This window comes from Labrenzia sp. THAF35, assembly GCF_009363595.1.
In the GTDB taxonomy this organism is placed as follows: domain Bacteria; phylum Pseudomonadota; class Alphaproteobacteria; order Rhizobiales; family Stappiaceae; genus Roseibium; species Roseibium algicola.
This window is the reverse complement of record NZ_CP045380.1, coordinates 1,105,001-1,126,767: the sequence shown is the minus strand read 5'-3', so window position 1 is coordinate 1,126,767 and position 21,767 is coordinate 1,105,001. Positions and strand designations below refer to the sequence as shown.

At 60.0% G+C, this 21,767-nt stretch carries 21 protein-coding genes (1 of these 21 cut by a window edge); 11 read left to right on the top strand and 10 right to left on the bottom strand.

Translation table 11 applies throughout. From position 1 onward, the window contains the following. Nucleotides 1-325 precede the first annotated feature (325 nt). The 6 genes from FIU93_RS05145 to FIU93_RS05120 form a co-directional block, all read right to left on the bottom strand. The gene (locus FIU93_RS05145) at nt 326-2,047 is read right to left on the bottom strand and encodes an ABC transporter ATP-binding protein (RefSeq protein WP_152504994.1); all 1,722 of its coding nucleotides are present in this window, start codon (nt 2,045-2,047) and stop codon (nt 326-328) included. Between the two features lie 7 nt (nt 2,048-2,054). Then, nucleotides 2,055-3,032: an ABC transporter permease gene (locus tag FIU93_RS05140; RefSeq protein WP_173017272.1), complete on the bottom strand. Its 978-nt coding sequence runs from the start codon at nt 3,030-3,032 to the stop codon at nt 2,055-2,057. 14 nt (nt 3,033-3,046) lie between these two features. Then, on the bottom strand, nt 3,047-4,021 hold the full coding sequence (locus tag FIU93_RS05135; RefSeq protein ID WP_023002301.1) for an ABC transporter permease: 975 nt from the start codon (nt 4,019-4,021) through the stop codon (nt 3,047-3,049). A gap of 79 nt (nt 4,022-4,100) precedes the next feature. Then, a complete protein-coding gene (locus FIU93_RS05130; RefSeq protein WP_031269916.1) occupies nt 4,101-5,684 on the bottom strand; it encodes an ABC transporter substrate-binding protein in 1,584 nt (527 codons plus the stop codon). A 116-nt stretch (nt 5,685-5,800) separates the two neighbouring features. Beyond that, nucleotides 5,801-6,943, bottom strand: coding sequence for an acetylornithine deacetylase (gene argE, locus FIU93_RS05125; protein WP_152507504.1), 1,143 nt, complete (start codon nt 6,941-6,943; stop codon nt 5,801-5,803). Nucleotides 6,944-7,007: 64 nt separating this feature from the next. Further along, a complete protein-coding gene (locus FIU93_RS05120; protein ID WP_152504993.1) occupies nt 7,008-8,786 on the bottom strand; it encodes an adenylate/guanylate cyclase domain-containing protein in 1,779 nt (592 codons plus the stop codon). 273 nt (nt 8,787-9,059) lie between these two features. Here FIU93_RS05120 and FIU93_RS05115 point away from each other — a divergent pair, with 273 nt between their 5' ends. Then, entirely contained in the window at nt 9,060-9,419 is a 360-nt protein-coding gene (locus tag FIU93_RS05115; protein WP_023002296.1) for an ArsC family reductase, read from the top strand. Nucleotides 9,420-9,483: 64 nt separating this feature from the next. Here the strand turns inward: FIU93_RS05115 and FIU93_RS05110 are convergent, their stop codons facing one another. Further along, complete coding sequence (locus FIU93_RS05110) at nt 9,484-9,900, bottom strand: D-Ala-D-Ala carboxypeptidase family metallohydrolase (protein ID WP_075284578.1); 417 nt, start codon at nt 9,898-9,900, stop codon at nt 9,484-9,486. Between the two features lie 188 nt (nt 9,901-10,088). Here FIU93_RS05110 and FIU93_RS05105 point away from each other — a divergent pair, with 188 nt between their 5' ends. The 3 genes from FIU93_RS05105 to purU all read left to right on the top strand — a co-directional run bounded on the left by FIU93_RS05105 (nt 10,089) and on the right by purU (nt 13,147). Further along, nucleotides 10,089-11,405 carry an aspartate aminotransferase family protein gene (locus FIU93_RS05105; protein WP_152504992.1) on the top strand — a complete coding sequence of 439 codons (1,317 nt, stop codon included), beginning with the start codon at nt 10,089-10,091 and terminating at the stop codon, nt 11,403-11,405. Between the two features lie 2 nt (nt 11,406-11,407). Beyond that, nucleotides 11,408-12,217, top strand: a complete 810-nt coding sequence (locus FIU93_RS05100) for a 3-keto-5-aminohexanoate cleavage protein (RefSeq protein ID WP_152504991.1) — start codon at nt 11,408-11,410, stop codon at nt 12,215-12,217. Nucleotides 12,218-12,289: 72 nt separating this feature from the next. Continuing rightward, on the top strand, nt 12,290-13,147 hold the full coding sequence (gene purU / locus FIU93_RS05095; protein WP_023002292.1) for a formyltetrahydrofolate deformylase: 858 nt from the start codon (nt 12,290-12,292) through the stop codon (nt 13,145-13,147). A 99-nt stretch (nt 13,148-13,246) separates the two neighbouring features. Here the strand turns inward: purU and FIU93_RS05090 are convergent, their stop codons facing one another. Next, entirely contained in the window at nt 13,247-14,173 is a 927-nt protein-coding gene (locus FIU93_RS05090) for a LysR family transcriptional regulator (protein ID WP_152504990.1), read from the bottom strand. 95 nt (nt 14,174-14,268) lie between these two features. On the opposite strand from FIU93_RS05090, the gene FIU93_RS05085 reads away from it, so the two are divergent. After that, the gene (locus tag FIU93_RS05085) at nt 14,269-14,505 is read left to right on the top strand and encodes a hypothetical protein (protein ID WP_152504989.1); all 237 of its coding nucleotides are present in this window, start codon (nt 14,269-14,271) and stop codon (nt 14,503-14,505) included. A 111-nt stretch (nt 14,506-14,616) separates the two neighbouring features. Here FIU93_RS05085 and FIU93_RS05080 read toward each other — a convergent pair whose 3' ends face one another. After that, entirely contained in the window at nt 14,617-15,144 is a 528-nt protein-coding gene (locus tag FIU93_RS05080; RefSeq protein WP_152504988.1) for a TetR/AcrR family transcriptional regulator, read from the bottom strand. Here FIU93_RS05080 and FIU93_RS05075 point away from each other — a divergent pair. Beyond that, nucleotides 15,124-15,996 (top strand): DUF1295 domain-containing protein, encoded by an 873-nt coding sequence (locus FIU93_RS05075; RefSeq protein WP_209010285.1) that lies wholly within the window; start codon nt 15,124-15,126, stop codon nt 15,994-15,996. The two genes, FIU93_RS05080 and FIU93_RS05075, sit on opposite strands and share 21 nt — an antisense overlap. A gap of 13 nt (nt 15,997-16,009) precedes the next feature. On the opposite strand, the gene FIU93_RS05070 is transcribed toward FIU93_RS05075, so the two are convergent. Beyond that, complete coding sequence (locus FIU93_RS05070; RefSeq protein WP_152504987.1) at nt 16,010-16,606, bottom strand: LysE family translocator; 597 nt, start codon at nt 16,604-16,606, stop codon at nt 16,010-16,012. A 106-nt stretch (nt 16,607-16,712) separates the two neighbouring features. Between FIU93_RS05070 and FIU93_RS05065 the strand changes: the two genes are divergently transcribed. From FIU93_RS05065 to FIU93_RS05045, 5 genes are all read left to right on the top strand, one after another. Then, the gene (locus FIU93_RS05065; RefSeq protein ID WP_209010284.1) at nt 16,713-18,122 is read left to right on the top strand and encodes a PLP-dependent aminotransferase family protein; all 1,410 of its coding nucleotides are present in this window, start codon (nt 16,713-16,715) and stop codon (nt 18,120-18,122) included. Between the two features lie 127 nt (nt 18,123-18,249). Beyond that, a complete protein-coding gene (locus FIU93_RS05060; protein ID WP_062485726.1) occupies nt 18,250-19,029 on the top strand; it encodes an ABC transporter ATP-binding protein in 780 nt (259 codons plus the stop codon). Then, entirely contained in the window at nt 19,026-19,634 is a 609-nt protein-coding gene (locus FIU93_RS05055; protein WP_023002284.1) for an energy-coupling factor transporter transmembrane protein EcfT, read from the top strand. Before FIU93_RS05060 ends, FIU93_RS05055 begins: the two co-directional genes overlap by 4 nt. A 145-nt stretch (nt 19,635-19,779) precedes the next feature. Beyond that, a complete protein-coding gene (locus FIU93_RS05050; protein ID WP_031269905.1) occupies nt 19,780-20,334 on the top strand; it encodes a BioY family transporter in 555 nt (184 codons plus the stop codon). Nucleotides 20,335-20,360: 26 nt separating this feature from the next. After that, on the top strand, nt 20,361-21,767 hold the 5' portion of the coding sequence (locus FIU93_RS05045) for an AMP-binding protein (RefSeq protein WP_152504986.1). The gene runs 48 nt beyond the window's last position; the window shows 1,407 of its 1,455 coding nt (coding positions 1-1,407); it begins with the start codon at nt 20,361-20,363; its stop codon lies beyond the right edge, outside the window.

Genomic DNA, 21,767 nt, shown 5'->3' with positions numbered 1-21,767 from the left:
GGACGAAGATTATTTCGGGGTGTGGTATATTAATGGGAGAGCCGAAAGGCTCTCCCTTTTACGTTTGGGCGCGCCGGAAAAACATGGTTAACGTCTGTTAACAATCGAGTCCGGACTAAAAATCAGAATGAATCTATTTGGGTGCAGATCGTAGTGGCGCCCTGGGCGGCAAAAACTGCCCGGTTCGGACTGGATTGTGACTAACGTTTTGCGGTCACCGGAGAATCGGGGTGGGGCTTGGAGTCAAGTCAGCGACTCGGCCGAATCCGAAAAAAGACTCATCTTCAAAGACTTGGGAAGGCCGGCGACAACGCCGCCGGTTCCTTCAGGCCGTTGCGAGGTTTGCCCGCGACAGCAACTCCAGTGACGGCATCAGGTTCAGGAGTTCGCGGGTATAGGGGTGTTGCGGCGCTTCGAAGAGCTGGTCGCAGTCTGCCACCTCGCACAACTCGCCATGGCGCATGACGCCGATGCGGTTGCACATCTGCCGGATCACGGCCAGATCGTGGCTGATGAACAGCATGGTCAGCCCAAGTTCTTCCTGAAGATCCTTCAATAGGTTCAGGATCTGCGCCTGGATCGACACGTCGAGTGCCGAGGTGGGCTCGTCACAGATCAGGAACCTGGGCCGCGTCGCGAGCGCCCGTGCGATGGAGATGCGCTGGCGCTGACCGCCGGAAAACTCGTGCGGAAATTTCCTTCCGGCCGCCGCGCCCAGGCCGACATGATCGAGCAGGTCATCAACGATCTGGCGCACTTCCGCATTGCTTGACGCCAGACGGTGGAACTTGATCGGTTCCGCGATGATGTCGCTGACGCGCATGCGGGCGTTCAGCGAGGAATAGGGATCCTGAAAGATCATCTGCATCTGGCGGCGCATCGCCAGAACGTCCTTGCGATTCTTGAGCGACGTCAGTTCGGTCTTGCCGAACAGGATCGACCCTCCGGTCGGCTGGTAGAGGCCGGTGATCAGGCGCGCGATGGTCGATTTGCCCGACCCGCTCTCGCCGACGAGGCCGAAGGTCTCGCCTTCGTTGATGTCGAAACTGACCTTCTTGACCGCCTGGAAGTATTTGCGTTTGGACGGGAAGATCGAGCCACGGGTCTCGAACCGCATGTCGAGGTCCGTTGCCTTGACCAGCGCACCGGACACTTTTTCATAGTCGCGTGCCTTGCCGAGCCAGTGTGTGGCGATGTCGATCTGCTTCTGTGGCGTGCCGGCCTTTTCGATGTAGTTGACCACCGGAAACCGCTCGACCTTGATATCAGGGCGTGGCACGGCGGAAATCAGGCTCTGGGTGTAGGGGTGTTCCGGAGCGCCCAGCACCTGGGTCGTCTCGCCGTATTCCACCAGTTCACCGTGGTACATCACCGCCACATGGTCCGTGATGTCGGCAATCACGCCCATGTCATGAGTGATCACCAGCATGGCGACGTTACGCTCCCGGCACAGCTTCCTCATCAGTTCAAGGATCTGCGCCTGGATGGAAACGTCGAGCGCGGTTGTCGGCTCGTCCGCGATCACCAGTTCAGGTTCCGCACACAGCGCAAGCGCGATGACCACCCTTTGGCGCATGCCGCCGGAAAACTGATGCGGATACTGCTTGATGCGTTCGGGCGCATCTGGAATGCCCACGGCCTCGATCAGTTCGATCGCGCGCTGGCGGGCCTGCGATCCGGAGAGCGGCAAATGGGTGCGGATCGTCTCCACAAGCTGGCTTTCCACCGTCTGCAGCGGATCGAGAGACGTCAGTGGATCCTGGAAAATCATGCCGATCTTTCGGCCGCGCAAACGACGCTTTTCCTTGTAGGGCAATTGGTCGATGCGCTTGCCGTGAAGATAGACTTCACCGCCGGCTATGTGTCCGGGTTCCTGCAGCAGCCCGATCACCGCGTTGCCGACTGTCGACTTGCCTGCACCCGATTCTCCGACGACGCCGAGAACCTTGCCGGCATCGACGCTCAAAGTAACGTCATCGACGGCGACGAAGACGGATTTTCGGCCCGGAAACTCAACCCTCAGGTCCTTGATATCGAGAACGCTCATACCGGCCTCACCTGAGTTTCGGGTTGAGGGCGTCGCGCAGCCAGTCGCCCAGAAGGTTGACGTTCAACACCAGCAGGGCCAGTGCAAGGCCCGGGAAGATCGCGATCCACCACTCCCCCGAATAGAGGAAATCGTTGCCGATGGCGATCAATGTGCCGAGGGACGGCTGGGTAGGCGGCATGCCGACACCCAGGAACGAGAGCGTCGCTTCGGTCACGATGGCAAGTGCCAGGTTGATGGTCGCGATCACCAGCACCGGTCCGGTGACGTTCGGCAGGATATGGCGCACCATGATGATGACCGAGGGAATGCCGATCACGCGGGCGGCCTGAACATATTCCTTGTTCTTCTCCACCATGGTGGAACCGCGAACCGTGCGCGCATATTGCACCCAGAAGGACAGCGCCAGCGACACGATCAGAATGTAGAAGGCGAAGACCTCCCGGTCGATCGCGCCGAAAATGCCATGCGCGACACCGTCGATCAGAAGGGCGATCAGAATGGCCGGAAACGTCAGCTGAACGTCGGCAATCCGCATGATGATCGCATCCACCCGACCACCCATGTAGCCCGCGACCAGCCCCAGCGAGATGCCGATGAAGGCGGCGACGACAACAGAGCAGAAGCCAACGATCAGCGAAATTCGCATGCCGTAGAAGATGCCGGAGAGCATATCGCGGCCCTGATCGTCCGTTCCCAGGAGGAAGCGGGGATCGGCATATTCCATCCAGACCGGCGGAACGCGGGCGTCCATGATGGAAATCGACGCCAGGTCGAACGGATCATGTGGAGCAATCCACGGCGCCAGGAACGCAAGGAGAAACAGGATTGCCGTGCCGGTGGCAGCGACAACGGTGACCTTCGATTTCAGGAACGAATGAAAGAGGTCGCTGTCGAGAGCGCGAGCCATCCGCCCCGGTTCCTTGACCGGTGTCGCCCTGTCCTGAACACTGGATTTTGCTTCTTCGTTGGTGACGAAAGGCATGGCGTCGGTCTCCCTTATGGCCGACCGACCCGCAGACGCGGATCGATGAAGAAGTAAAGGATGTCGACGATGAAATTGATCGTCACGAACAGGAAGGCAGTCAGCAGCAGATAAGCGGACATGATCGGAATATCGACGTTCTGCACGGCCTGCAGGAACATCAGGCCCATGCCGGGCCACTGGAAAACGGTCTCGGTGATGGTCGCGAAAGCGATGATCGCGCCAAGCTGCAGCCCGGTGATGGTGATGACCGGAACGAGCGTGTTCTTGAGGGCATGCCGGAAGTTCACCAGCCTGTCCGGCAGACCGCGCGCCCGGGCGAACTTGATGTAATCGGTCCGGATGACTTCCAGCATCTCGGCTCGGATCAACCGCATGATCAGGGTCATCTGGTAGAGGCCGAGCGTGATGGAGGGCAGGATCAGCGCCTTCAGGCCGGAGATGGTCAGAAAGCCGGTCGTCCACCAGGATCCGATCTGCACGGTCTCGCCGCGTCCGAAGCTCGGCAGCCACTGCAGCGTAACGGAAAACAGGAAGATCAGCAGGATCCCGATGAAGAACGTCGGCAGCGAGATGCCGATCAGTGAAACTGACAGAAACAGCTTGGAAACGGGCGATTCCCGATTGAGCCCGGCGTAGATGCCCATGGGAATGCCGACAACGAGCGCAAACACCGCAGACGCGAAGCTGAGTTCGAGCGTGGCGGGTATGCGCTTGGCGAAAAGCTCGGAAACCGGCTGACGGAACTGGTAGGACGTGCCGAAATCGAATTGCGCGGCCTTGGTGACGAAACGGAAGAACTGGACCGGAACCGGGTCGTTCAGACCCAGGCGCTCGCGCAGGGCCTCCCGTTCTTCGATCGAGGTTTCGATGCCGACCATCTGGTTGATGGGATCGCCGACAAAGCGGAACATGGTGAACGCGAGAAGGGCGACCACCAGCATGACAATCATCGCCTGCACGATGCGGCGCGTTGCAAATCCAATCATTTCGGCTCTTTGAATGCTTTAGTCATGAAAATACGCCCCCGGCGGAGTTGCCGGGAGCGTCATTGGCTGTGCTTCAGGATCAGTTCTTGGTCACGAAGCGGAACTGGAACTGGTTGTCGGCACGCTGAACAAGGTCCAGCTTGTCGGAAACGCCCCATGCCAGGCTCTGCTGATGCAGCGGGAGGTAGTAGGCGTTCTCGTGGCTGATGCGGAAAGCTTCAGCAATCATGGCATCACGCTTTTCCGGATCGATCTCGACCAGGATTTCATCGGTCAGCTGGTCGATCTTCTCGTCGCAGAAGCCACCGTTGTTGAAGGGCGAGCCTTTGCCGGATTCGTCGCGGCAGTTCATCAGGTTGTCCAGAACGTTCCAGCTGTCGAAGGATCCGGGGGTCCAGCCAAGCAGGTAGAACGACGTATCGTAACCACCGGAAGCAAGGATCTTGGCGAAGTATTTCGCCTTTGGCTGGGCGTTGAGGTTCACCTTCACGCCGATACGGGCCAGCATGGCGGCAACCGCCTGGCAGATCGCCTCGTCGTTGACGTAGCGGTCATTCGGGCAGTCCATGCCGATGGAAAAGCCGTCTGCATAGCCGGCTTCGGCCAGCAGTGCCTTGGCGGCTTCCGGGTCATAGGGATAACGCTCGAAATCGGCGGACTTGGAGAACAGCAGCGGCGAAACCATCAGGGCAGACGGGTTGGACAGGTCCCGCATGACCTTCTTCTTGATCCCCTCGATGTCGATCGCCTGGTAGAAGGCCTTGCGCACCCGGGCATCCTTGAGCGGGTTCTTGCCCTTGACGTCGGAATAGAGCAGCTCGTCGCGCATCTGGTCCATGCCAAGGAAGATCGTGCGCAGTTCCGGGCCGGTCAGCGCCTTGGTTCCCGCATTATCGTTGATGCGTTTGATGTCCTGCACCGGGATCGGGTAGACCATGTCCATCTCGCCGGACAGCAGCGCGGCAACGCGCGTTGCATCGGAACCGATCGGCGTGAATTCCACCGTGTCGATGTTGTGTTTGGCTTCGTCCCACCAGCCGTCGTATTTTTCGTAGACGGTCTTCACGCCGGCTTCATGGCTGACGATCTTGAACGGTCCGGTGCCATTTGCATTGAGCGCGGCATGGTTCGCAGAAGTGTCGGACGCCGAGGTGACTTTCACCGCGTCGTTCTCCGTCGTCCACTCCTTGTCCATGATGTAGAACGTGTCCCACTCGTAATGCAGGATCGGGTTCGGACCGGTGAGAACGAAATCGACCGTGTAGTCGTCAACAATCTCGACCTTGGCATCAGCCGGGACGCGGGTGGTCAGGTCAGACCCTTCCGAGCGCACGCGGTCGACGGAAAAGGCAACGTCTTCGGCAGTGAAATCGCTACCGTTGTGAAACTTTACGCCCTTGCGCAGGTGGAAACGCCAGCGGTTCGGATCGACGATTTCCCAGCTCTCGGCCAGGGCCGGTTCAATGGCCAGATCCGGACCACGGCGCGTCAGGCCTTCATAGGTATTGCCGAGCGACGACAGGGTGAAGGTCTCGTTGAGACTGTAGGGATCAAGCGCGTTCAGTGCACCCTGAAAGGCAAATTTCAGCGTTTCAGCATGAACAGCAGTCCCCGTTCCCGCCGCAAACAGCGCTGCGGCGATGACAATTTTTCTTTTGTTCATAGTCCCCTCGTTTTCCGGTTTCGGCTTTGCTCCACGGCCGCACCCCCCTGCCAGGACCATGCGGCCATGTTGTCAAAAACGACTATGACATCGCAAATCTCTGTGTTCAAACCCGTTTAGCTGTCAAATTGCGACATTCTGTCAATCAGCTTGTCGAGGAAGGCAGCGCAGCGGTCGAGTTCGGAAAGCTCGATAAATTCGTCGGGCTGATGGGCCTGATCGATGGATCCGGGACCGCAAACCACGGTCGAAAGTCCGTGATCCTGGAAGATCCCGCCTTCGGTGGCATAGACCACGACGTTGCGGCTGTTGTCGCCGGTCAGACGCCTGGCGGTCGTTTCCGCCAGCCCGTCCGGTTCCTCTCCCAGCCCGGGCACATAGGCAAGTTCTCTCACCTCGATGGCGCAGTCCGGCGAGATCGCTTTCATTCCCGGCAGAACCTCATTTTCGATGAACGCCCGGTAGGCGGCGACCCAGTCCTTCGCGTGTTCACCCGGCAGCAGACGGATATCAGTCACGAATTCGCAGTGCTGGGCCGTGATGTTGTGTGCCTGGCCGCCGGAAATGGTGCCGCAATGCAAGGTGGTGTAGGGCGGTTCGAACGGGCAGTCAGGATCGGCCTTGGCCCGGTTCTCCGCGGTTCTGGCATCCAGCCATCCGATCAGCCTGGCCGCCACCGAAATCGCCGAAACACCCCGGTGCAACTGGCTGGAATGGACCGGATGCCCCTGGATGCGCGTCTTCAGTACCGTAATGCCCTTGTGGCCCGTAACGACCTTCATGCTGGTCGGTTCGCCCACAATCACCACCGAAGGGCGCGGGCCGTTTGCCAGCATTTCAGGGATCAGCACCCTGGCCCCGTCGCAGCCGGTTTCCTCGTCATAGGACAGCGCGATATGGATGGGCCGTCTGAGCGGTGCATTCAGAAAATCCGGAACCTTGGCAAGCACAGTTGCCGCGAAGCCTTTCATGTCCGCCGCGCCACGGCCGTAGAGGCGGCCGTTTTCCTCCCAGGCGGAAAAAGGATCGTGAGACCAGTTCTGGCCCGCCACCGGAACGACATCGGTGTGGGCGGACAGGACCGTTCCGCCGTTGATATCCGGACCGATGCGGGCATAAAGAGCGGCCTTTTGACCCGTTTCATCCAGCGCCCGCCCTGAAGCGACACCCCATTGGCTGAGATAGTCTTCGACAAAGGTGATCAGATCGAGGTTGCTTCGATCCGAAACGGTGTTGAAGGAGATCAGTTTCTCCAGCATTTCCCGAGGCGTGTAGGTCCGGCTCACGTGGTCTCCAGTGGTTTTGTGACAGGGAGGATAGGTCTCAGGCGGGAACGGCGTCAGCGAGATGGAGACCATCTAAGCTTTTCACCGCAAGGATTTGCAAGGGGATTTCCTTGCCGCGCACCTTGATCTCGGCCTCTTCGGCACCGTCGATCCGGGCGCCTGCCGCATCGACAACAGCTTTGGAAACAACCATGAAGCTGCCGTGGTTCTTGTTCTCCGTTTCCAGCCGGCTTGCGGTGTTGACCACGTCGCCAAGCGCAGTCAGCCCGCCGCGTTTGCCTGCCGTTCCGGCGGCGCCGATGCGACCGAGAATGGCCGGCCCCAGGTGCAGGCCGATGCCGAGCCGGATCGGATCGCGAAACTGCGGACCCTTCTCCTTGTCGAGCGATTTCATGACCTTCTCGATACGGCGGCAGGCGGCAAGAGCCTGCCGGGCGCCGGTTTCCGCGTTGCTGTCCATGCCGAAGATGGCCATGATGCCGTCACCAATGAACTTGTCGACATAGCCGCCCTCCTCCCGGATCGCGGCAGAGGCCTGGTCCAGGTAGCTGTTGAGCAGATAAACCACGTCATAGGCGAGCTGGCTTTCGGTGATGCCGGTGAAATTGCGCAGGTCCACGAACATGACCACCACATCCTGCTCGACGCCCCAGTAATAGGCGTCCTTCAGGTGTTCGCCGATAATTGCACTGGCCTTGACCGGTACAAGGGGCTGCACTTCCACGTTGCTTTCCGGGCGCGCCTGGCAGGCCAGCCGAATGTCGCTTCCCGCGCCGATCCGTGTCAGCACCGCAGCTTCGGCAACACTCGGTTTCGGCAAGGTTTCGCCGCCCTCCAGAATTTTCACCCGGCAGGTGGAGCATCTGGCCCGCCCGCCGCACACCGATGCGATCGGTATGTCGTTCATACGGCTGATTTCCAGCAGCGTTGCGCCCGGTTGCGCCTTCACCGTCAGTCCGCCTGGGTAGACCACGGTCAGGCTGCGCGCTTTCAGGCTGAGAAGGTAACGGATCAGGATGGCCAACAGGCTGACGGCAATCAGGCCGAACACGACTGCCCGGAACTGAACGACGACCTCGCTGGCCCACAATTGCTGGTCCGGAGTGATTCGGAGGGTTACGTCACGGCTGAGGGCCAGTCGGCGGGCGCCTTCAATCCAGCCCCAGATGGCAAGAACCGGCATCGCAAAGGCAAACCCGGCCGCCAGTGGCTTCAGCTTCTGGTAAGCCGGATAAAGGCGCAGGAAGAAGTGCAGGCCGATCATGGCGTGGGTCCACACCATGAGCAGCAGAATAGACTGATTGACCGCCGCATTCGGCCACAGCAGCGTCAGCATCTGCTCGTAGAGCGGCAGGAAGCCGAACTCCTTGGCAACGCCCATGGTCGTGGTGACATGCGGTATCAGGAGCCAGGGAATGTAAAGACCGAGGGCGAGCTGCAGAAGCTCCCAACGGGACATCTTCAACGTTCGCCGTTTGCTTGTCCGCCACAAGGCGAGCAGCACATGGGTCAGCGCGGCGAGGATGAGGACAGTTTCGCCAAGCGGGCTTCTCCAGACCCAGTAGTGCCAGACCGAGGCCTGGTCCATGGCCTGGAAGGAAATGATGCCGAGGGCGTGATTTGAAAAATGGCTGAGGCAGAATGTGAACAGGATCAGGCCGCTCCACAGTCGGAGCCGCTGACGCCAGTTCCCTCCGGCGACCATGACACTGTCGGACTTCTTGCCCGGTCTTGCCGCCGAAGCGGACTTTTCAGAAGATTTGGCGGCCGTCGCGGGCCTGTTCGGCCGGCTTGTGCCGGGGGCCTCTTCCTGCATGTATTTTCAGTCTCCGGTCTGGCCGTTCCGGCCTTCTGCCGGTCTGCCCTGTCAATTGCCACTTGAAGCGCGGGGGGCAGCCGAGGTCAAGGAGGCAAAAAGGAAATGCGGTGAACTGCCCGTGAAGGCACGCGAAACGGGGAAAACTCCTCGGTATGCAGGCACTGTCAGGTCAAATTTCGCAAAATTTCGGGTTTTCTTCGGCTATGACCTTGCATCCCGGGCGTCAGTCGGCACATTCCGGGCCGGACATCCAACAATCGGGAAGAGGCGATGAAGGTCTACGGCATCAAGAACTGCGACACCGTCAAGAAGGCGCGGAAGTTTCTGGAAGAGGCCGGCGTGCCTTATGAGTTCCACGACTACAAGAAGGATGGCGTCGATGCCGATCGACTGGCCGGCTTTGTCGGTGAATTCGGATGGGAGTCTATCCTGAACAAGCGCGGCACCACCTGGCGGCGCCTGGACGAAGCAACGCAGGACAGCGTTGTCGACGCCAAGAGCGCGCTCGACGTGATGATCGAGAACCCGTCCGTTATCAAAAGGCCGATCGTGGCAGGCGAAACCAAGAATTTCGTCGGCTTTGACCCTGTCGCATGGGAAATGGCACTGGAACTGGGCGAACTGAAGTAGCGTTTGCCGTCACTGGCCAATCAGGCCCGGTACATACCGGGCCGGGCTATTGCCTGCCAGGCGGCTACCAGGTCCGGCGCGGGCCGGTGTCAATGTGGTAGTGGCCGGAAGAATAGTGCTTGTATCCGCCAACTTCCGGCTGTGATTTCAAGAAGGCAATGACGGACGACGGGTTGCCACGGACCGAAAAATCGACCGCCCGGCAGTTGAGGTGATAGGAATCCTTGGCGCCACCCTTCCACCAGTTCTCAAGCCACCAGCGCTTGGTCGAGCTGACAGTCACTTTGCCATAGCGGGATGCAACCCGGTTTAGAACCTTCTTCAGCTTGCGCGGCACGCACCAGGAACTGTCGTTATAGTCGATGGAATTGTGGGATGCGGTCATCCAGCCCATGCCGGTAACACCGGCGACGGTTCCGCAGCCGGCAAGTGTGACAGTCAATCCTAGGAATACGATCCAGGCGGTGAGGCGCTGACGCATGACGGGCGGCCTTCGGTTACTGATTACAATCTCGTCCCCCGCGCGCAGGCTGATTGAATTTTATTAAAATTCTAATGAAAAACGTGGTTAACGCGCCTTCGAAACAAATGTTTCAGGAGCTAACGTTTTCTGATACAAATGCGTCAACCCAATGTGGGCTGTCCCGTCAGTTGTCGGATGCGTTTGCCATGTCTCATGTTTTTCCCCGCCACACCAAAGCCGATCTTCCCGTCGCAGTAACAGGGGACGGTTGCTACATTCTCGATCGGTCCGGAAAGAAATATTTCGATGGATCCGGCGGCGCCGCGGTCTCCTGTCTCGGGCACAGCGATCCGGATGTGATCGCTGCCATCAAGGCCCAGGTGGACCGGATCGCCTTCGCCCATACAGGCTTTTTCACCAGCGAACCTGCAGAGGAACTGGCGGATCTCCTGATCCGAAAAGCACCAGGCAATCTGGACCGTGTCTATTTCGTCTCCGGTGGATCGGAAGCCATGGAGGCGGCGCTGAAGCTGGCGCGTCAGTACTTTCTGGAGAAGGGTGAAGCGTCACGGCACCGGGTAATTGCCCGCAGGCAGAGCTACCATGGCAATACGCTTGGTGCGCTGGCAACCGGCGGCAACCAGTGGCGGCGGGAGCCTTTTGCACCGTTGATGATCGATACCACCCATATTGCCCCCTGTTACGAGTATCGGGACCGCCGCGAGGGGGAAACCGCCTTCGACTACGGTCAGCGGATCGCCAACGAACTGGAAGCGGAAATCCTTCGGCTCGGGCCGGAAAACGTCATGGCTTTCGTTGCCGAACCGGTTGTCGGTGCGACGGCGGGTGCCCTGCCGCCGGTCGAAGGTTATTTCAAGCGGATCCGGGAGATCTGCGATAATTACGGCGTGCTTCTGATCCTGGACGAGGTCATGTGCGGCATGGGCCGCACCGGCACCCTGTTCGCCTGTGAGCAGGATGGTGTCGCACCGGATATTCTATGCATCGCGAAAGGGCTCGGAGCCGGCTATCAGCCAGTCGGTGCCATGCTGTGCACCGCTGCCATTTACGAAGCCATCGAGACCGGATCGGGCTTTTTCCAGCATGGCCACACATACATCGGCCATCCGACCGCCTGCGCCGCCGCGCTCGCCGTGTTCAGGAAACTGACCGGCGGCGTTGCCGACCGGGTGATGCCGATGGGCGAGAAACTGACGACGGCACTTAACGATGCTTTCGGTCAGCACCCGCATGTTGGTGATATTCGCGGCCGCGGACTTTTCCGAGGCATCGAAATCGTCGAGGACCGGGCCAGCAAGGCGCCGTTTGATCCGAAGAGGGGCATCAACAAGGCGCTCAAGAAGGCAGCATTCGAGGCCGGTCTAATCTGCTACCCGATGGGCGGGACGATCGATGGGGTGCGGGGCGACCATATCCTGCTGGCGCCGCCTTTCATTCTCGAGGACAGCCATGTCGGAGAGATTACCGACAAGCTCAACCAGGCGTTCAAGGCGGTCTTCTGAACATGAGTGCGCTTTTTGTTCCGCCGCCTTTATCATTGATCATGGTGGCTCCCAACGGTGCCCGCCGGACCAAGGCGGATCATTCCGCCCTGCCGATGACCATCGCTGAAACGGTGGTAGCGGCAAAGGCGTGTCTTGAGGCTGGAGCCGGTGCGCTTCATGCCCACGTACGCGACCTTACCGGTGCCCATGTGCTTGACGCCGGGCTTTATCGTGAGCTCTTGTCGGAAATGCGTGTTGCGGTGCCGCAAATGCAGGTTCAAATCACCACGGAAGCTGTTGGAAAATACACTCCGGAAGAGCAACGCGAACTGGTCTACAAGGTCAAGCCGGATGCGGTCTCCGTCGCGATCCGGGAGATGGTTCCGGAAGGCGGGGAAGACCAGGCAAAAGCCTTTTACCACTGGGCGTTCGACCATGAATGTGCGGTCCAGCATATCGTCTACAGCGCGGATGATCTGGACCGGTTTTTCGACCTAGCGGCAGCCGGCACCCTGGCAGGGGAAAGCCATCAGCTGCTGTTCGTTCTGGGGCGCTATGCGGCAGACCAGGAAAGCGCACCGGAAGATCTGGTGTCGTTTCTGGAAAAGCTCGCGGAACGCGGCAAGGGGCAGTCGCTGGACTGGGCGGTCTGCGCTTTCGGACACCGCGAGACGGAGTGTCTGGTGGAGGCGGTCCGGCGGGGCGGCAAGACCAGGATCGGTTTTGAAAACGGCCTGTGGAACAGGACCGGAGAACGCGCGATAGACAATGCCGACCGGGTCAGCGATCTGGTATCGGCCCTGAAGGAACACAGTCTGATGCCTGCCTGATCGTTCGGGCCGGCATCCGGCACGAAGCAAAATCAGCGGGCTGCGGCCCTCAAGGTTGGAGACTGGAAAATCATGGCGGATAGCCTTTACGTTCTGACGCTGTCCTGCGCGGACAAGCCTGGCATTGTGGCGGCAGTCACGACGGAACTGGCGGATTTTGGCGCCAATATTGCCGAAAGTGACCAGTTCTGGGACCGGGTAACCAACCAGTTCTTCCTGCGTATTGCCATTCTGGCTCCGGAAGGCGTGACCCTGGAAAGCGTTCAGAGGGCGCTTGACCCGGTCATCAGCCGTTTCGACATGAAGGCCAAACTGGTCGACACGGCCAAACGGCCGAAGGTCATCGTCATGGTGTCCAAATTCGACCATGCCATGTTGCACCTTCTCTACCAGATCCGCGTCGGCTGGATGGATGCCGAAGTGGTCGCGATCGTTTCCAACCACACCGACAGCCAGCGCACGGCCGAGCACGAAGGCATTCCGTACCACCATTGGCCGGTGAACAAGGAAAACAAGGCCGAGCAGGAAGAGAAACTGCTGAAGCTGGTCAAGGAAACCGGAGCCGATCTGGTGGTTCTCGCCCGCTACATGCAGGTGCTTTCCGACAGCCTTTCCAAGCGTCTGTTCGGCAAGATCATCAACATCCACCACTCCTTCCTGCCGAGCTTCAAGGGCGCTAAGCCCTATCACCAGGCGCATGCTCGCGGCGTCAAGATGATCGGGGCCACCGCTCACTATGTGACGCCGGATCTCGATGAAGGCCCGATCATCGAGCAGGACGCCGAACGGGTAAGCCATGCGCTCTCCGCTGACGATTTCGTCGCCCGTGGCCGTGACATCGAATCCCGCGTGCTGGCCCGTGCCGTCAAATACCACCTGGAAAATCGGGTGATGATCGTCGGCAACAAGACCATTGTGTTCACGCCGTAAGGCAGGCCTTGGTGCCCGAAAAGCAATTGGCCCCGGTCGTCCGATGGATGGCCGGGGCTTTTTCATGATCCGGAAGCTTGGGTTGGGGGCCGGGTGTCCTCAGGCTACCACTGCCATCGGCGCGGTGACGGGCATGCCGTCGCGCTTCAGTTCCGCATGAACCCAGTCGCGGAACAGGCGGACCTTGCGGCTGCTGCGCAGGGCGGGCGGGTAACTCATGTACCAGCTTTCGTCATCGGCATGGCAGGTCAGCTTGAACGGCTGGATCAGCTGGCCGTTTTCAAGGGCGGTCTTGCAGAAATAAGGGGTCAGGATTGCGACGCCCTGTCCTGCGATCGCCCGGTTGGCCTCGAGCGCCTGTGACCCCATGCGCGAGCTAGGGTGACCGCTCAGGTCGACATTCGGCAGTCCCGCTGCCTCGAACCACATCTGCCACCACGGGTCCTGCGGATCGACCAGCGGCAATTTCAGAATGTCCTCGGGCTTTTTGACGCCGCCGATCGTGTCCGCAAGCTTCGGGCTCAGCATCGGCGTAAAGTCCGCGCGCACGATTTCATGGGCGAGCCAGTTTTTCGGAGGGGCCTTGCAGGCGGAAATCACGACGTCGGATTCGTTGAACTCCGGTTCAGCATGCGGGCCATAGGGAACGATGCGCACGCCCACGTCCGGGTTCTGCATCTGGAACTCGAACAGACGGTTTGACAGCCAGTTGACCGCAAACGTGGTGTTGCTGGAGACGACAAGCTGGCCGGCGTTCTTTTCGGAAATATCCTCGAAGGCACTGCGAAGCGAGGAGAACGCATCCACCACTCGCGCCGCCAGTTGCCCGCCATTGTCGGTCAGCTCGATCTTGCGGGCCTTGCGGGTGAACAGTTGAAAGCCGAGACGATCTTCCAGGATCTTGATCTGGTAGCTGACAGCCGCCTGGGTCATGCCCAACTCGTCGCCGGCTTTGGTAAAACTCAGGTGCCGACTTGCAGCTTCAAAGGCCCGGATCGCGGAAAGTGGTGGCAAATTCACTGACATGCATAAGTCTCCCTTATGCATATCTATCGAATTTTCGTTGGTAAGACAACCGAAACCCGCCGATATGTAACTCACAAGAAACAGGAGTTATAGACGTGTTCAGGCTCTCCCAGACGAAATCGGGCTGCGCGACCCATCAGCAAGACTTGGGCTTTTCATTCAGGTCGCTTATCGGTTCTCTGTTCGCAAGGATGGCAACCCGAGGCCGCAAGCGTGTGAACGTGGCTCATCTGCCGGACGAGCTGCGCCGGGATATCGGGCTTGGCCCCAACCTGCATGAAACGTCGTTCGAGGCGCGTTGGCAAAAGGAACTGAAGGACCTGCAGCGGTAGAGTTTACCCGTTGCCTGACCTTCACCCGGCCGCGGTCTCCCCTGTGGCCGGTCGGGCAGATCCGGCAGGCGCATGCTGCCGGATCTGTCTCGCTTCACGCAGTGCCTCCGGTCAGGTCAGTTTCTTGAGCGCCGGCAGAATGGTCTCATAATCCAGTGTGCCGCCGGTGAAATGGCGCATCAGCAAGGTGCCCATCAAAAGGCACAGCACGCTGTCGGCGGCCTCGCTCCCCGCAAGGCTTCGAACGTGCCCGCGCAGCTGGTCATTGGCGAGCTTCATTGCCGGATCACTGGCGATTTCTTCCCCCGTCTTGCCGCGCAGGTAGTCGAACAGCAGCGAGATTTCGGCTGCAAATCCAGGCTCCAGGCTCCGGGCAAAGTCAACCAGTGCTGACGCGGGCACCCGTGAAGCATCATTCGCGCCGGCCTCTGACGTCATCTGCGCCATGACTGTTTCGGTGCAGGCCAGGAACAGGCTCTTCTTGTTTGGAAAGTAGTGATAGAGCGCGCTTTTCGACAATCCCAGGGCTTCTGCAACGCGGCGCATGCCAAGGCCGGAGTAGCCGAGTTCGGAAAAAAGCGGCGCAGCCTTGCGCGCAAGTTCCAGCCGGTAGGCCTCGTGATCGATCTGTTTCGGCATTATTTCGTCCAGTTGGTCGATAAACATATTGACCACCTGATGGTGCGTCGTCTAGATCTCTTTTTAGTCCAGTTGGACGAAAATAAATTGACGGTCCACAAGCTCCAAAAATCGAGCTGTCGGATCGAAGGAGTATTCATGGCGCAACCTGGAGGCGTGAGTCGCAAGCACGAAAGGTCCCTGCTGCAAAAATGTGTCTTCGCAGCACTTCACCTCATCTGTGTGCTCTTAAGCATCTGGCTTCTTCTGGGCGGTGGATGGGTACGGGTCGGTGCCTGGTTCGGGCTGGAACTCACCCTCGCCGATCCGCAGCGTGGTCTGCTCCTGCTTGCCTGCACTCTGCTCTATTTTGCCCGCCATCTGTTGACCCTGTTCTACCTGCTTGCCCGGAAGGTTGCTTTTCCGGAGGTCTTTGGACTGGGAGCCTTCATCGCCTTCTTCGAAATCGGCTTTTTGTTGCTCGGCAGCGGTGCCTTTCGGCAGGCCGCCGTACCCTTCTCGGTTCTCGATGGTGTGGCGCTTGCAATGGTGGTCGGCGGTTCGTTTCTCAACAGCTGGTCGGAACTGCAGCGCAAGTGGTGGAAACGTGATCCCGCCCATCACGGCCAATGCTACACCGGGGGCCTCTTCGCCTCAGCGATGCATATCAACTATTTCGGCGACACGGTGCTGTTCACGGGCTGGGCTCTGCTCACCCACAATCTTGCGGCGCTTGCCGTGCCGGCATTCATGGCGGTTTCCTTTGTGGTCTTTCATATCCCGGCGCTCGATGCCTATCTTTCGCGGAGATATGGCCCGCAATTCGACGCCTATGCAGCCCGCACGCACAAGTTCATCCCGTTTGTTTACTGACTGACACGCAGCCTCAGATCAGCAATGCCCAAACAGTCGCCGCCAACATGGCGATTGCCATGGTCACCGTGATGGCTCGCATGAGCGGGCCTTCGCCGATCAGGGCGAGGATCGACACGCCAACCAGGGCCCAAAGGGAATGAAACACCATCCCGCCAAGGGTAAAGCCCGCCGCCAGGATCATCGCGTTTTCGTGGATTCCGAGCCCATTGCCGGCCAGGAAGGTTGAAAAGGCGACCAGGTTCATGGCCCAGGTTTTCGGGCTGAGCGGGTGTATCAGCAACCCTTCCCAGAAACTGGGCAGCGCGACCTCGCCCTTCGGCTTGACGCTGAGGCAAACGATCCGCCAGGCAAGATAGCTCATATAGGCCATGCTCAGCACCTTGAAGACAGTCACCACCGTGCCGCCTCCGGCCATCACATGGCCCAGGCCATAGGCAACGCTGAGCTTGAGCGGCAAAGATCCGATCTGCGAGGCGACAATCACGGGAAAGGCGGTGCGGTACCCTGCGGATGCGCCGATGGCCAGAAAGGTCAGGTTGCCCGGACCGGGCGTCCCGGTCATGACGATGACGAACACCGCGAAGGCGAGAAACGTGGCGTAATCCATGGGTATCTCCAGACACAGCATCGAGTGTTTCGATACAATCGATACAAAATAGCGGAGATACTAATTGTCTTGAGGTATTGTATCAGTCAATGATAACATTGTTCTCATGACAATGTGGATCCCGAACATCGAAGCGGCCGGTGGCCCGATCTATCTGGCGATCGCGGACGCGTTGGAAGCCGACATCAAGACCGGGGCGCTTGCCCAGGGCGACAGGCTGCCGCCGCAGCGTGAACTTGCCTATCAGCTTGGCGTGACGCTCGGCACCATTACCCGTGCCTACGGCGAAGCCGAGCGGCGCAGGCTGGTGAAGGGAGAAACCGGACGGGGCACCTATATTGCCTCTGAAACCCAGAAGGTTTCGCCCCTTGCCCCGAAGGAAGACGAGCCGGAAACCTGCGATCTGGCGCGAAACTTTGCCTATCCGCATCTAAACCCGAGTCTTTCCGACGGGCTGACGCGGATGGCGCGCACGGTGGGGATAGACCGGTTGAACGGGTTCGTACCGTCTGAAGGGCTCAAGGCGCATCGCGAAACCGGGGCTCTCGTCTTCAAGGACTACGGTCTGGAAGCCGACCCGGACCGGGTCGCGGTTACCTGTGGCGCGCAGCACGGAATTCAGGTCACCTGCCAGGCCCTGTTCCGCCCGGGCGATGCGGTTGCCGTCGACCGGTTCACCTACCCGTCGATCTTCAGTTCCTTTGCCAGCATCGGCCTGAAGCCGGTGCCTTTGCCCGCATTGATACGGGCCGATGGCGGCTTCGGCGCCATGGATCCGGCAGCGCTTGCCCAGGCCGCGAAGACGCATGGTGTCAAAGGCGTGTTCCTGATGCCGAACATGCAGAACCCGACCACCCACACAATGTCTGTCGAAGAACGGCAGGATCTGGTGGCGGTTGCCCGGCAATTCGACCTGAAGATCGTCGAGGACGATCCCTATACGCCTTTTCTGCCGGACGCCCTGCCCGCCTTCGGTGCGCTGGCGCCGGAGCGCACGGCCTCAATCGCCAGTATCTCCAAGGTCTGTTCACCCGGAAGCCGGATTGGCTTCGTCCATGTGCCCAGGCCTTTCGGTGACAGCATTCGCAACAAGATCGGTGAAAGCACCTGGATGGCGTCCCCCATCACGGCAGAACTGATTGCCGGCTGGGTACGCGAGGGACATCTGTTCAAGACGCTGCGCCTTAAGCGCAAGGCAAACCGCACGAGGTTCCTGGCGGCGCGTGAACTGCTCGCGCCGCATTTCCTGCAGAGCGACGTCAACAAGGTGTTCGGCTGGCTGCGCCTGCCGGAAACCGTCGATCCCGACGCGCTTCAGAACGCGCTCGGACACCAGGGCATTTCGGTTTTGTCATCCCGGTATTTTCAGGCGAAGGACCACCAGCCGGCGCCCTATCTGCGCCTGACCTTCGGATCCGAACAGTCCGACGACCGCTTCCGCTGGGCCCTCCAGCGCATCAGATCCACCATCGGCCAATTGGCCGAATTGCCCGATCTCACCCGCCCGGTAGGGTAAGGCCTTGCGGTAATGTGTGATTTTGCCAGGCACCTGTCAGTCTTTGACAAGCCGGCAGATCCGACCGATAAGCTGCGCGCAAAACAGGACCGGCCCTTGCAAGGAGTGCCGTCCGCGACGAGGTGACATGGCATTCTGGCCCAAAAGCAGGAAACTCAAGGACAGGCCCAGTGTCTGTAATCCCGACGCCAGTCCCTACGCGGTCTTCGATCGGGTTGGCCTGAGTGTCGGCAAAGAGCATATCCTGCAGGATCTCACCTTGCAGCTCGCCGAAGACCGGATCGGCATTATCGGCCTGAACGGGTCCGGCAAGAGCTCTCTTGTACGCCTGTTGAACGGGTTGCGTACACCGACGAGCGGCAACCTCACGCTTTTTGGAGCCCCCTCCGCCGAGGCGGAACTGGAGTTGCCGCGTCATGTCGGCTTCGTGTTCCAGAACCCGGATCATCAGGCCATTTTTCCCACGGTGGAAGAAGAGATCGCCTTTGGCCTCACCCAACTCGGGGCCGGCAAGGAAGAAAGCCGCAGTCGCGCGCGGGCGTTCCTCGCCCTGCATGGCTGTGAGGGGCTGGCCGGCAAACCGATCACGGAACTTTCCGGCGGTCAGAAACAGCTCGTCTGCATCCTGGCGGTTCTGGTCATGGAGCCGCGGCTCTTGGTGCTGGACGAGCCGATGGCCAGCCTCGATGCACTGACGACAGTGCGCATCCGCCAGAAAATCCTGTCACTGCCGCAAAAGATCGTTCTCGTCAGTCACGATCTCAGCCAGTTCGACGGTTTCGACAGACTGCTCTGGCTGGAGGACGGACGTTTGCGCATGGATGGCGCGCCGGATGCGGTTCGGGCGGCGTTTCAGGAAGACGTCGTCTCGCGGCAGGGCATGGATGTGGAGGTTGCCGAGTTATGATGTCGGTGTATCTCCAGGGCAACAGCTGGGCCCACCGGATGCCCGCGGGCCTGAAGCTTCTGGCTGTTGCCGTCGCCAGCCTGCTGCTGCTGCGATACACATCATTTTGGGTTCTGCTGCCGGCTCTTGCAGGTGTTCTCCTGTGTTATGCCTCCCTCGGGCGCGAGGGACTGGCGCAACTGAAGCTCCTGCGGGCAATGTCGTTTTTGCTTGCCGTGCTGCTGGCGCTTCACTGGGTGTCCGGAAGTCTTCTGGAAGGGGTTACGATCATCCTGCGGCTTGCGATCATGATCCTGGCTGCAAACTTCGTTTCGGTGACCACCCGCATGGACGATATGTTGAATGCCGTCCAGCCGCTGTTCAGGCCGCTCGAGTTCCTCGGTTTCTCTCCCCGCAAACCGGCGCTGGGCGTTGCGCTGGTGCTTCGCTTCGCGCCCTATATGCTCGTCGTTTTCGGTCAGTTGCGCGAAGCCTGGCAGGCGCGAACAGGCACGCGAAATTCGTGGCGTCTGCTGGCGCCTTTCGCCATTCAGTCCCTGAGCATGTCGGATCATGTTGCCGAGGCATTGAAGGCGCGGGGCGGCTCGGAAGGCTTGTCAAGATGACCGAAAAGAAGCTCCATATGGCTGGCATTCGGCCAAAAACTGGGATATCCCGCCCACAGATGACGTTGCCTGACCCTCATGTGGTAAGATCCGCGCGAGGTTGAACGGCAGCGCCCTTGTTAACGAGAAGAAGGTCGAATTCATCATGGCTGACAGGTCTCTTGTGCACGTTGCTTTCTATGCCGCGCTGATTGCCGCCCTGGGGTTGGTTCCGCCCGTGGCGATCGCTTTTCTCGGCGGTGTGCCGATCACGGCGCAGACCCTCGGTGTCATGCTGGCCGGTGTCATGCTCGGCCCCATCCGCGGTGCGCTTGCCGTGCTGCTTTTCCTGTTTCTCGTCGCGCTGGGCTTGCCGTTCCTGTCCGGCGGCCGCGGTGGTCTTGGCGTCTTCATGGGTCCGTCTGTCGGTTTTCTGATCGGCTGGCCGGTCGGAGCTCTCGTGGCCGGCTTGATCATGCAGTCGACCCGCGAGCTGAACATTCTGGTGTCTTCGGCAATAGCGGCTGCGGTCGGCGGCATTCTTGTGGTCTACGCTTTCGGCATCCCGGGCGTTGCCATCATGGCCGGACTTTCCCTTCCGAAAGCCGCGCTTGGCAGCGCAATCTATATTCCCGGTGACCTGGTCAAGGTCGCACTTACGGCGCTCATCGTTCAGACCGTCGCACGCGGCCTGCCGGGTGCCGTGTTGTCCCGGTCTTAATTCCGCAGATCCAGCAAGGCCACATCATGGCCTTCGTCGGCGACAGTCTCGACCGGTTTGCCAGTGAGAAAGCCACTGGGGCCGCACTCACATGCGGTTCCAACTCTTTCTCCTGGCAGGAGCTTGCAGCCCGGATCAACTGGATCGAGGCAGTGCTTCTTGAGCGGACCGACCATGCAAGCTATGTGGTCCTGCGTCTTCGGGACCCTGCGGACCTGGTCGTCTGCTTCTTTGCCTGCGCCCGCACCGGGCGTGTCGCCACGGTCATGGACCCGGACTGGCCTTCAGCCCAGGCATCAGCAGTTCTGGAAGCGGTTGGGCCAGACCTCGTCATCGATGACCAGTCTCTGCCGGTGTTGCTGACGGCTGGTACCGGTTCCACTGAAGCGCGAAGGTCACCGGAAACTCCACCTGAGATCTTGCCGGACGAGGACGACCTCTTTTATGCAGGCTTCACCTCCGGATCGAGCGGTGTCCCCAAGGGCTATGTGCGCTCTCACAGATCGTGGCTCGAAAGCTTCAAACTGTCGGCACAGGCCTTCGGTATTTTGAAAGGCAGCCGCGTCGTCCTGCCCGGGCAGCTCACGCATTCACTTCACCTTTATGGCGCTGTCTGCGGCCTCGCATGCGGCCAGCAGGTGGTGCTCACGCCGCGGTTCGATCCGCGCGTCGTCCTGAGGGAACTTGGCAGCGCCCCTGAAGGCTCTGTCCTTTATGCAACGCCGACCCAGCTGCACTTTCTGGCCGAGGCTGCCCGGCGCAGCGGTCCCATCGCTGCGGTGAAACAAGTTCTCGCGAGCGGGGCCAAATGGCGTGAAGCCGACCGGCAGGCCTTGAAGTCGGTTTTCCCCGAGGCACGCCTTTTCGAATTCTACGGGGCTTCGGAAACCAGCTTCATCACCCTGTCCTCTCCTGAGGACAATGTCCCCGCAGGCTCGGTAGGGCGTGCCGCGCAAGGGGTCGACATCGTGATCGGTGACCCTTCGTCCCCCGCTGTCCCTGGCCGGGCCGGGCTGATCTGGGTGCGGAGCGGACTGCTGTTTTCGCACTATATAAGCGGCACATCGCCGGACACGCTCTGGCGGGACGGTTGGCTCACCGTCGGCGATCACGGTTTTCTCGATGAGCGGGGCTTCCTGTTTCTGACAGGACGGGAAAACCGCATGGTCATCACTTCCGGGCTGAATGTTTATCCGGAAGAGGTTGAGGCCGTATTGGCCGAACATCCCGCCGTCGCCCTTGCAGTCGTCGCAGGGTTACCGGATCGGGTGCGCGGTCACCGGCTGGAGGCGGTGGTTGAGCTGGGTGCGTCTTTGGCGGGTGCAGAGCAGATCTTGCTGCGCCATTGCCGCGAACGTCTCGCACCCGGCAAGGTGCCGAGGCATATTCACATCAGGGCAAAGATGCCGCTGACGCCAGGGGGCAAGCCGGAT

Excerpts from the sequence above, each read along its gene's own strand:
- FIU93_RS05145 (WP_152504994.1), bottom strand. The coding sequence starts at position 2,047 with ATGAGCGTTCTCGATATCAAGGACCTGAGGGTTGAGTTTCCGGGCCGA.
- FIU93_RS05140 (WP_173017272.1), bottom strand. The coding sequence starts at position 3,032 with ATGCCTTTCGTCACCAACGAAGAAGCAAAATCCAGTGTTCAGGACAGG.
- FIU93_RS05135 (WP_023002301.1), bottom strand. The coding sequence starts at position 4,021 with ATGATTGGATTTGCAACGCGCCGCATCGTGCAGGCGATGATTGTCATG.
- FIU93_RS05130 (WP_031269916.1), bottom strand. The coding sequence starts at position 5,684 with ATGAACAAAAGAAAAATTGTCATCGCCGCAGCGCTGTTTGCGGCGGGA.
- argE (WP_152507504.1), bottom strand. The coding sequence starts at position 6,943 with ATGCTGGAGAAACTGATCTCCTTCAACACCGTTTCGGATCGAAGCAAC.
- FIU93_RS05120 (WP_152504993.1), bottom strand. The coding sequence starts at position 8,786 with ATGCAGGAAGAGGCCCCCGGCACAAGCCGGCCGAACAGGCCCGCGACG.
- FIU93_RS05115 (WP_023002296.1), top strand. The coding sequence starts at position 9,060 with ATGAAGGTCTACGGCATCAAGAACTGCGACACCGTCAAGAAGGCGCGG.
- FIU93_RS05110 (WP_075284578.1), bottom strand. The coding sequence starts at position 9,900 with ATGCGTCAGCGCCTCACCGCCTGGATCGTATTCCTAGGATTGACTGTC.
- FIU93_RS05105 (WP_152504992.1), top strand. The coding sequence starts at position 10,089 with ATGTCTCATGTTTTTCCCCGCCACACCAAAGCCGATCTTCCCGTCGCA.
- FIU93_RS05100 (WP_152504991.1), top strand. The coding sequence starts at position 11,408 with ATGAGTGCGCTTTTTGTTCCGCCGCCTTTATCATTGATCATGGTGGCT.
- purU (WP_023002292.1), top strand. The coding sequence starts at position 12,290 with ATGGCGGATAGCCTTTACGTTCTGACGCTGTCCTGCGCGGACAAGCCT.
- FIU93_RS05090 (WP_152504990.1), bottom strand. The coding sequence starts at position 14,173 with ATGTCAGTGAATTTGCCACCACTTTCCGCGATCCGGGCCTTTGAAGCT.
- FIU93_RS05080 (WP_152504988.1), bottom strand. The coding sequence starts at position 15,144 with ATGCCGAAACAGATCGATCACGAGGCCTACCGGCTGGAACTTGCGCGC.
- FIU93_RS05070 (WP_152504987.1), bottom strand. The coding sequence starts at position 16,606 with ATGGATTACGCCACGTTTCTCGCCTTCGCGGTGTTCGTCATCGTCATG.
- FIU93_RS05065 (WP_209010284.1), top strand. The coding sequence starts at position 16,713 with ATGACAATGTGGATCCCGAACATCGAAGCGGCCGGTGGCCCGATCTAT.
- FIU93_RS05060 (WP_062485726.1), top strand. The coding sequence starts at position 18,250 with ATGGCATTCTGGCCCAAAAGCAGGAAACTCAAGGACAGGCCCAGTGTC.
- FIU93_RS05055 (WP_023002284.1), top strand. The coding sequence starts at position 19,026 with ATGATGTCGGTGTATCTCCAGGGCAACAGCTGGGCCCACCGGATGCCC.
- FIU93_RS05050 (WP_031269905.1), top strand. The coding sequence starts at position 19,780 with ATGGCTGACAGGTCTCTTGTGCACGTTGCTTTCTATGCCGCGCTGATT.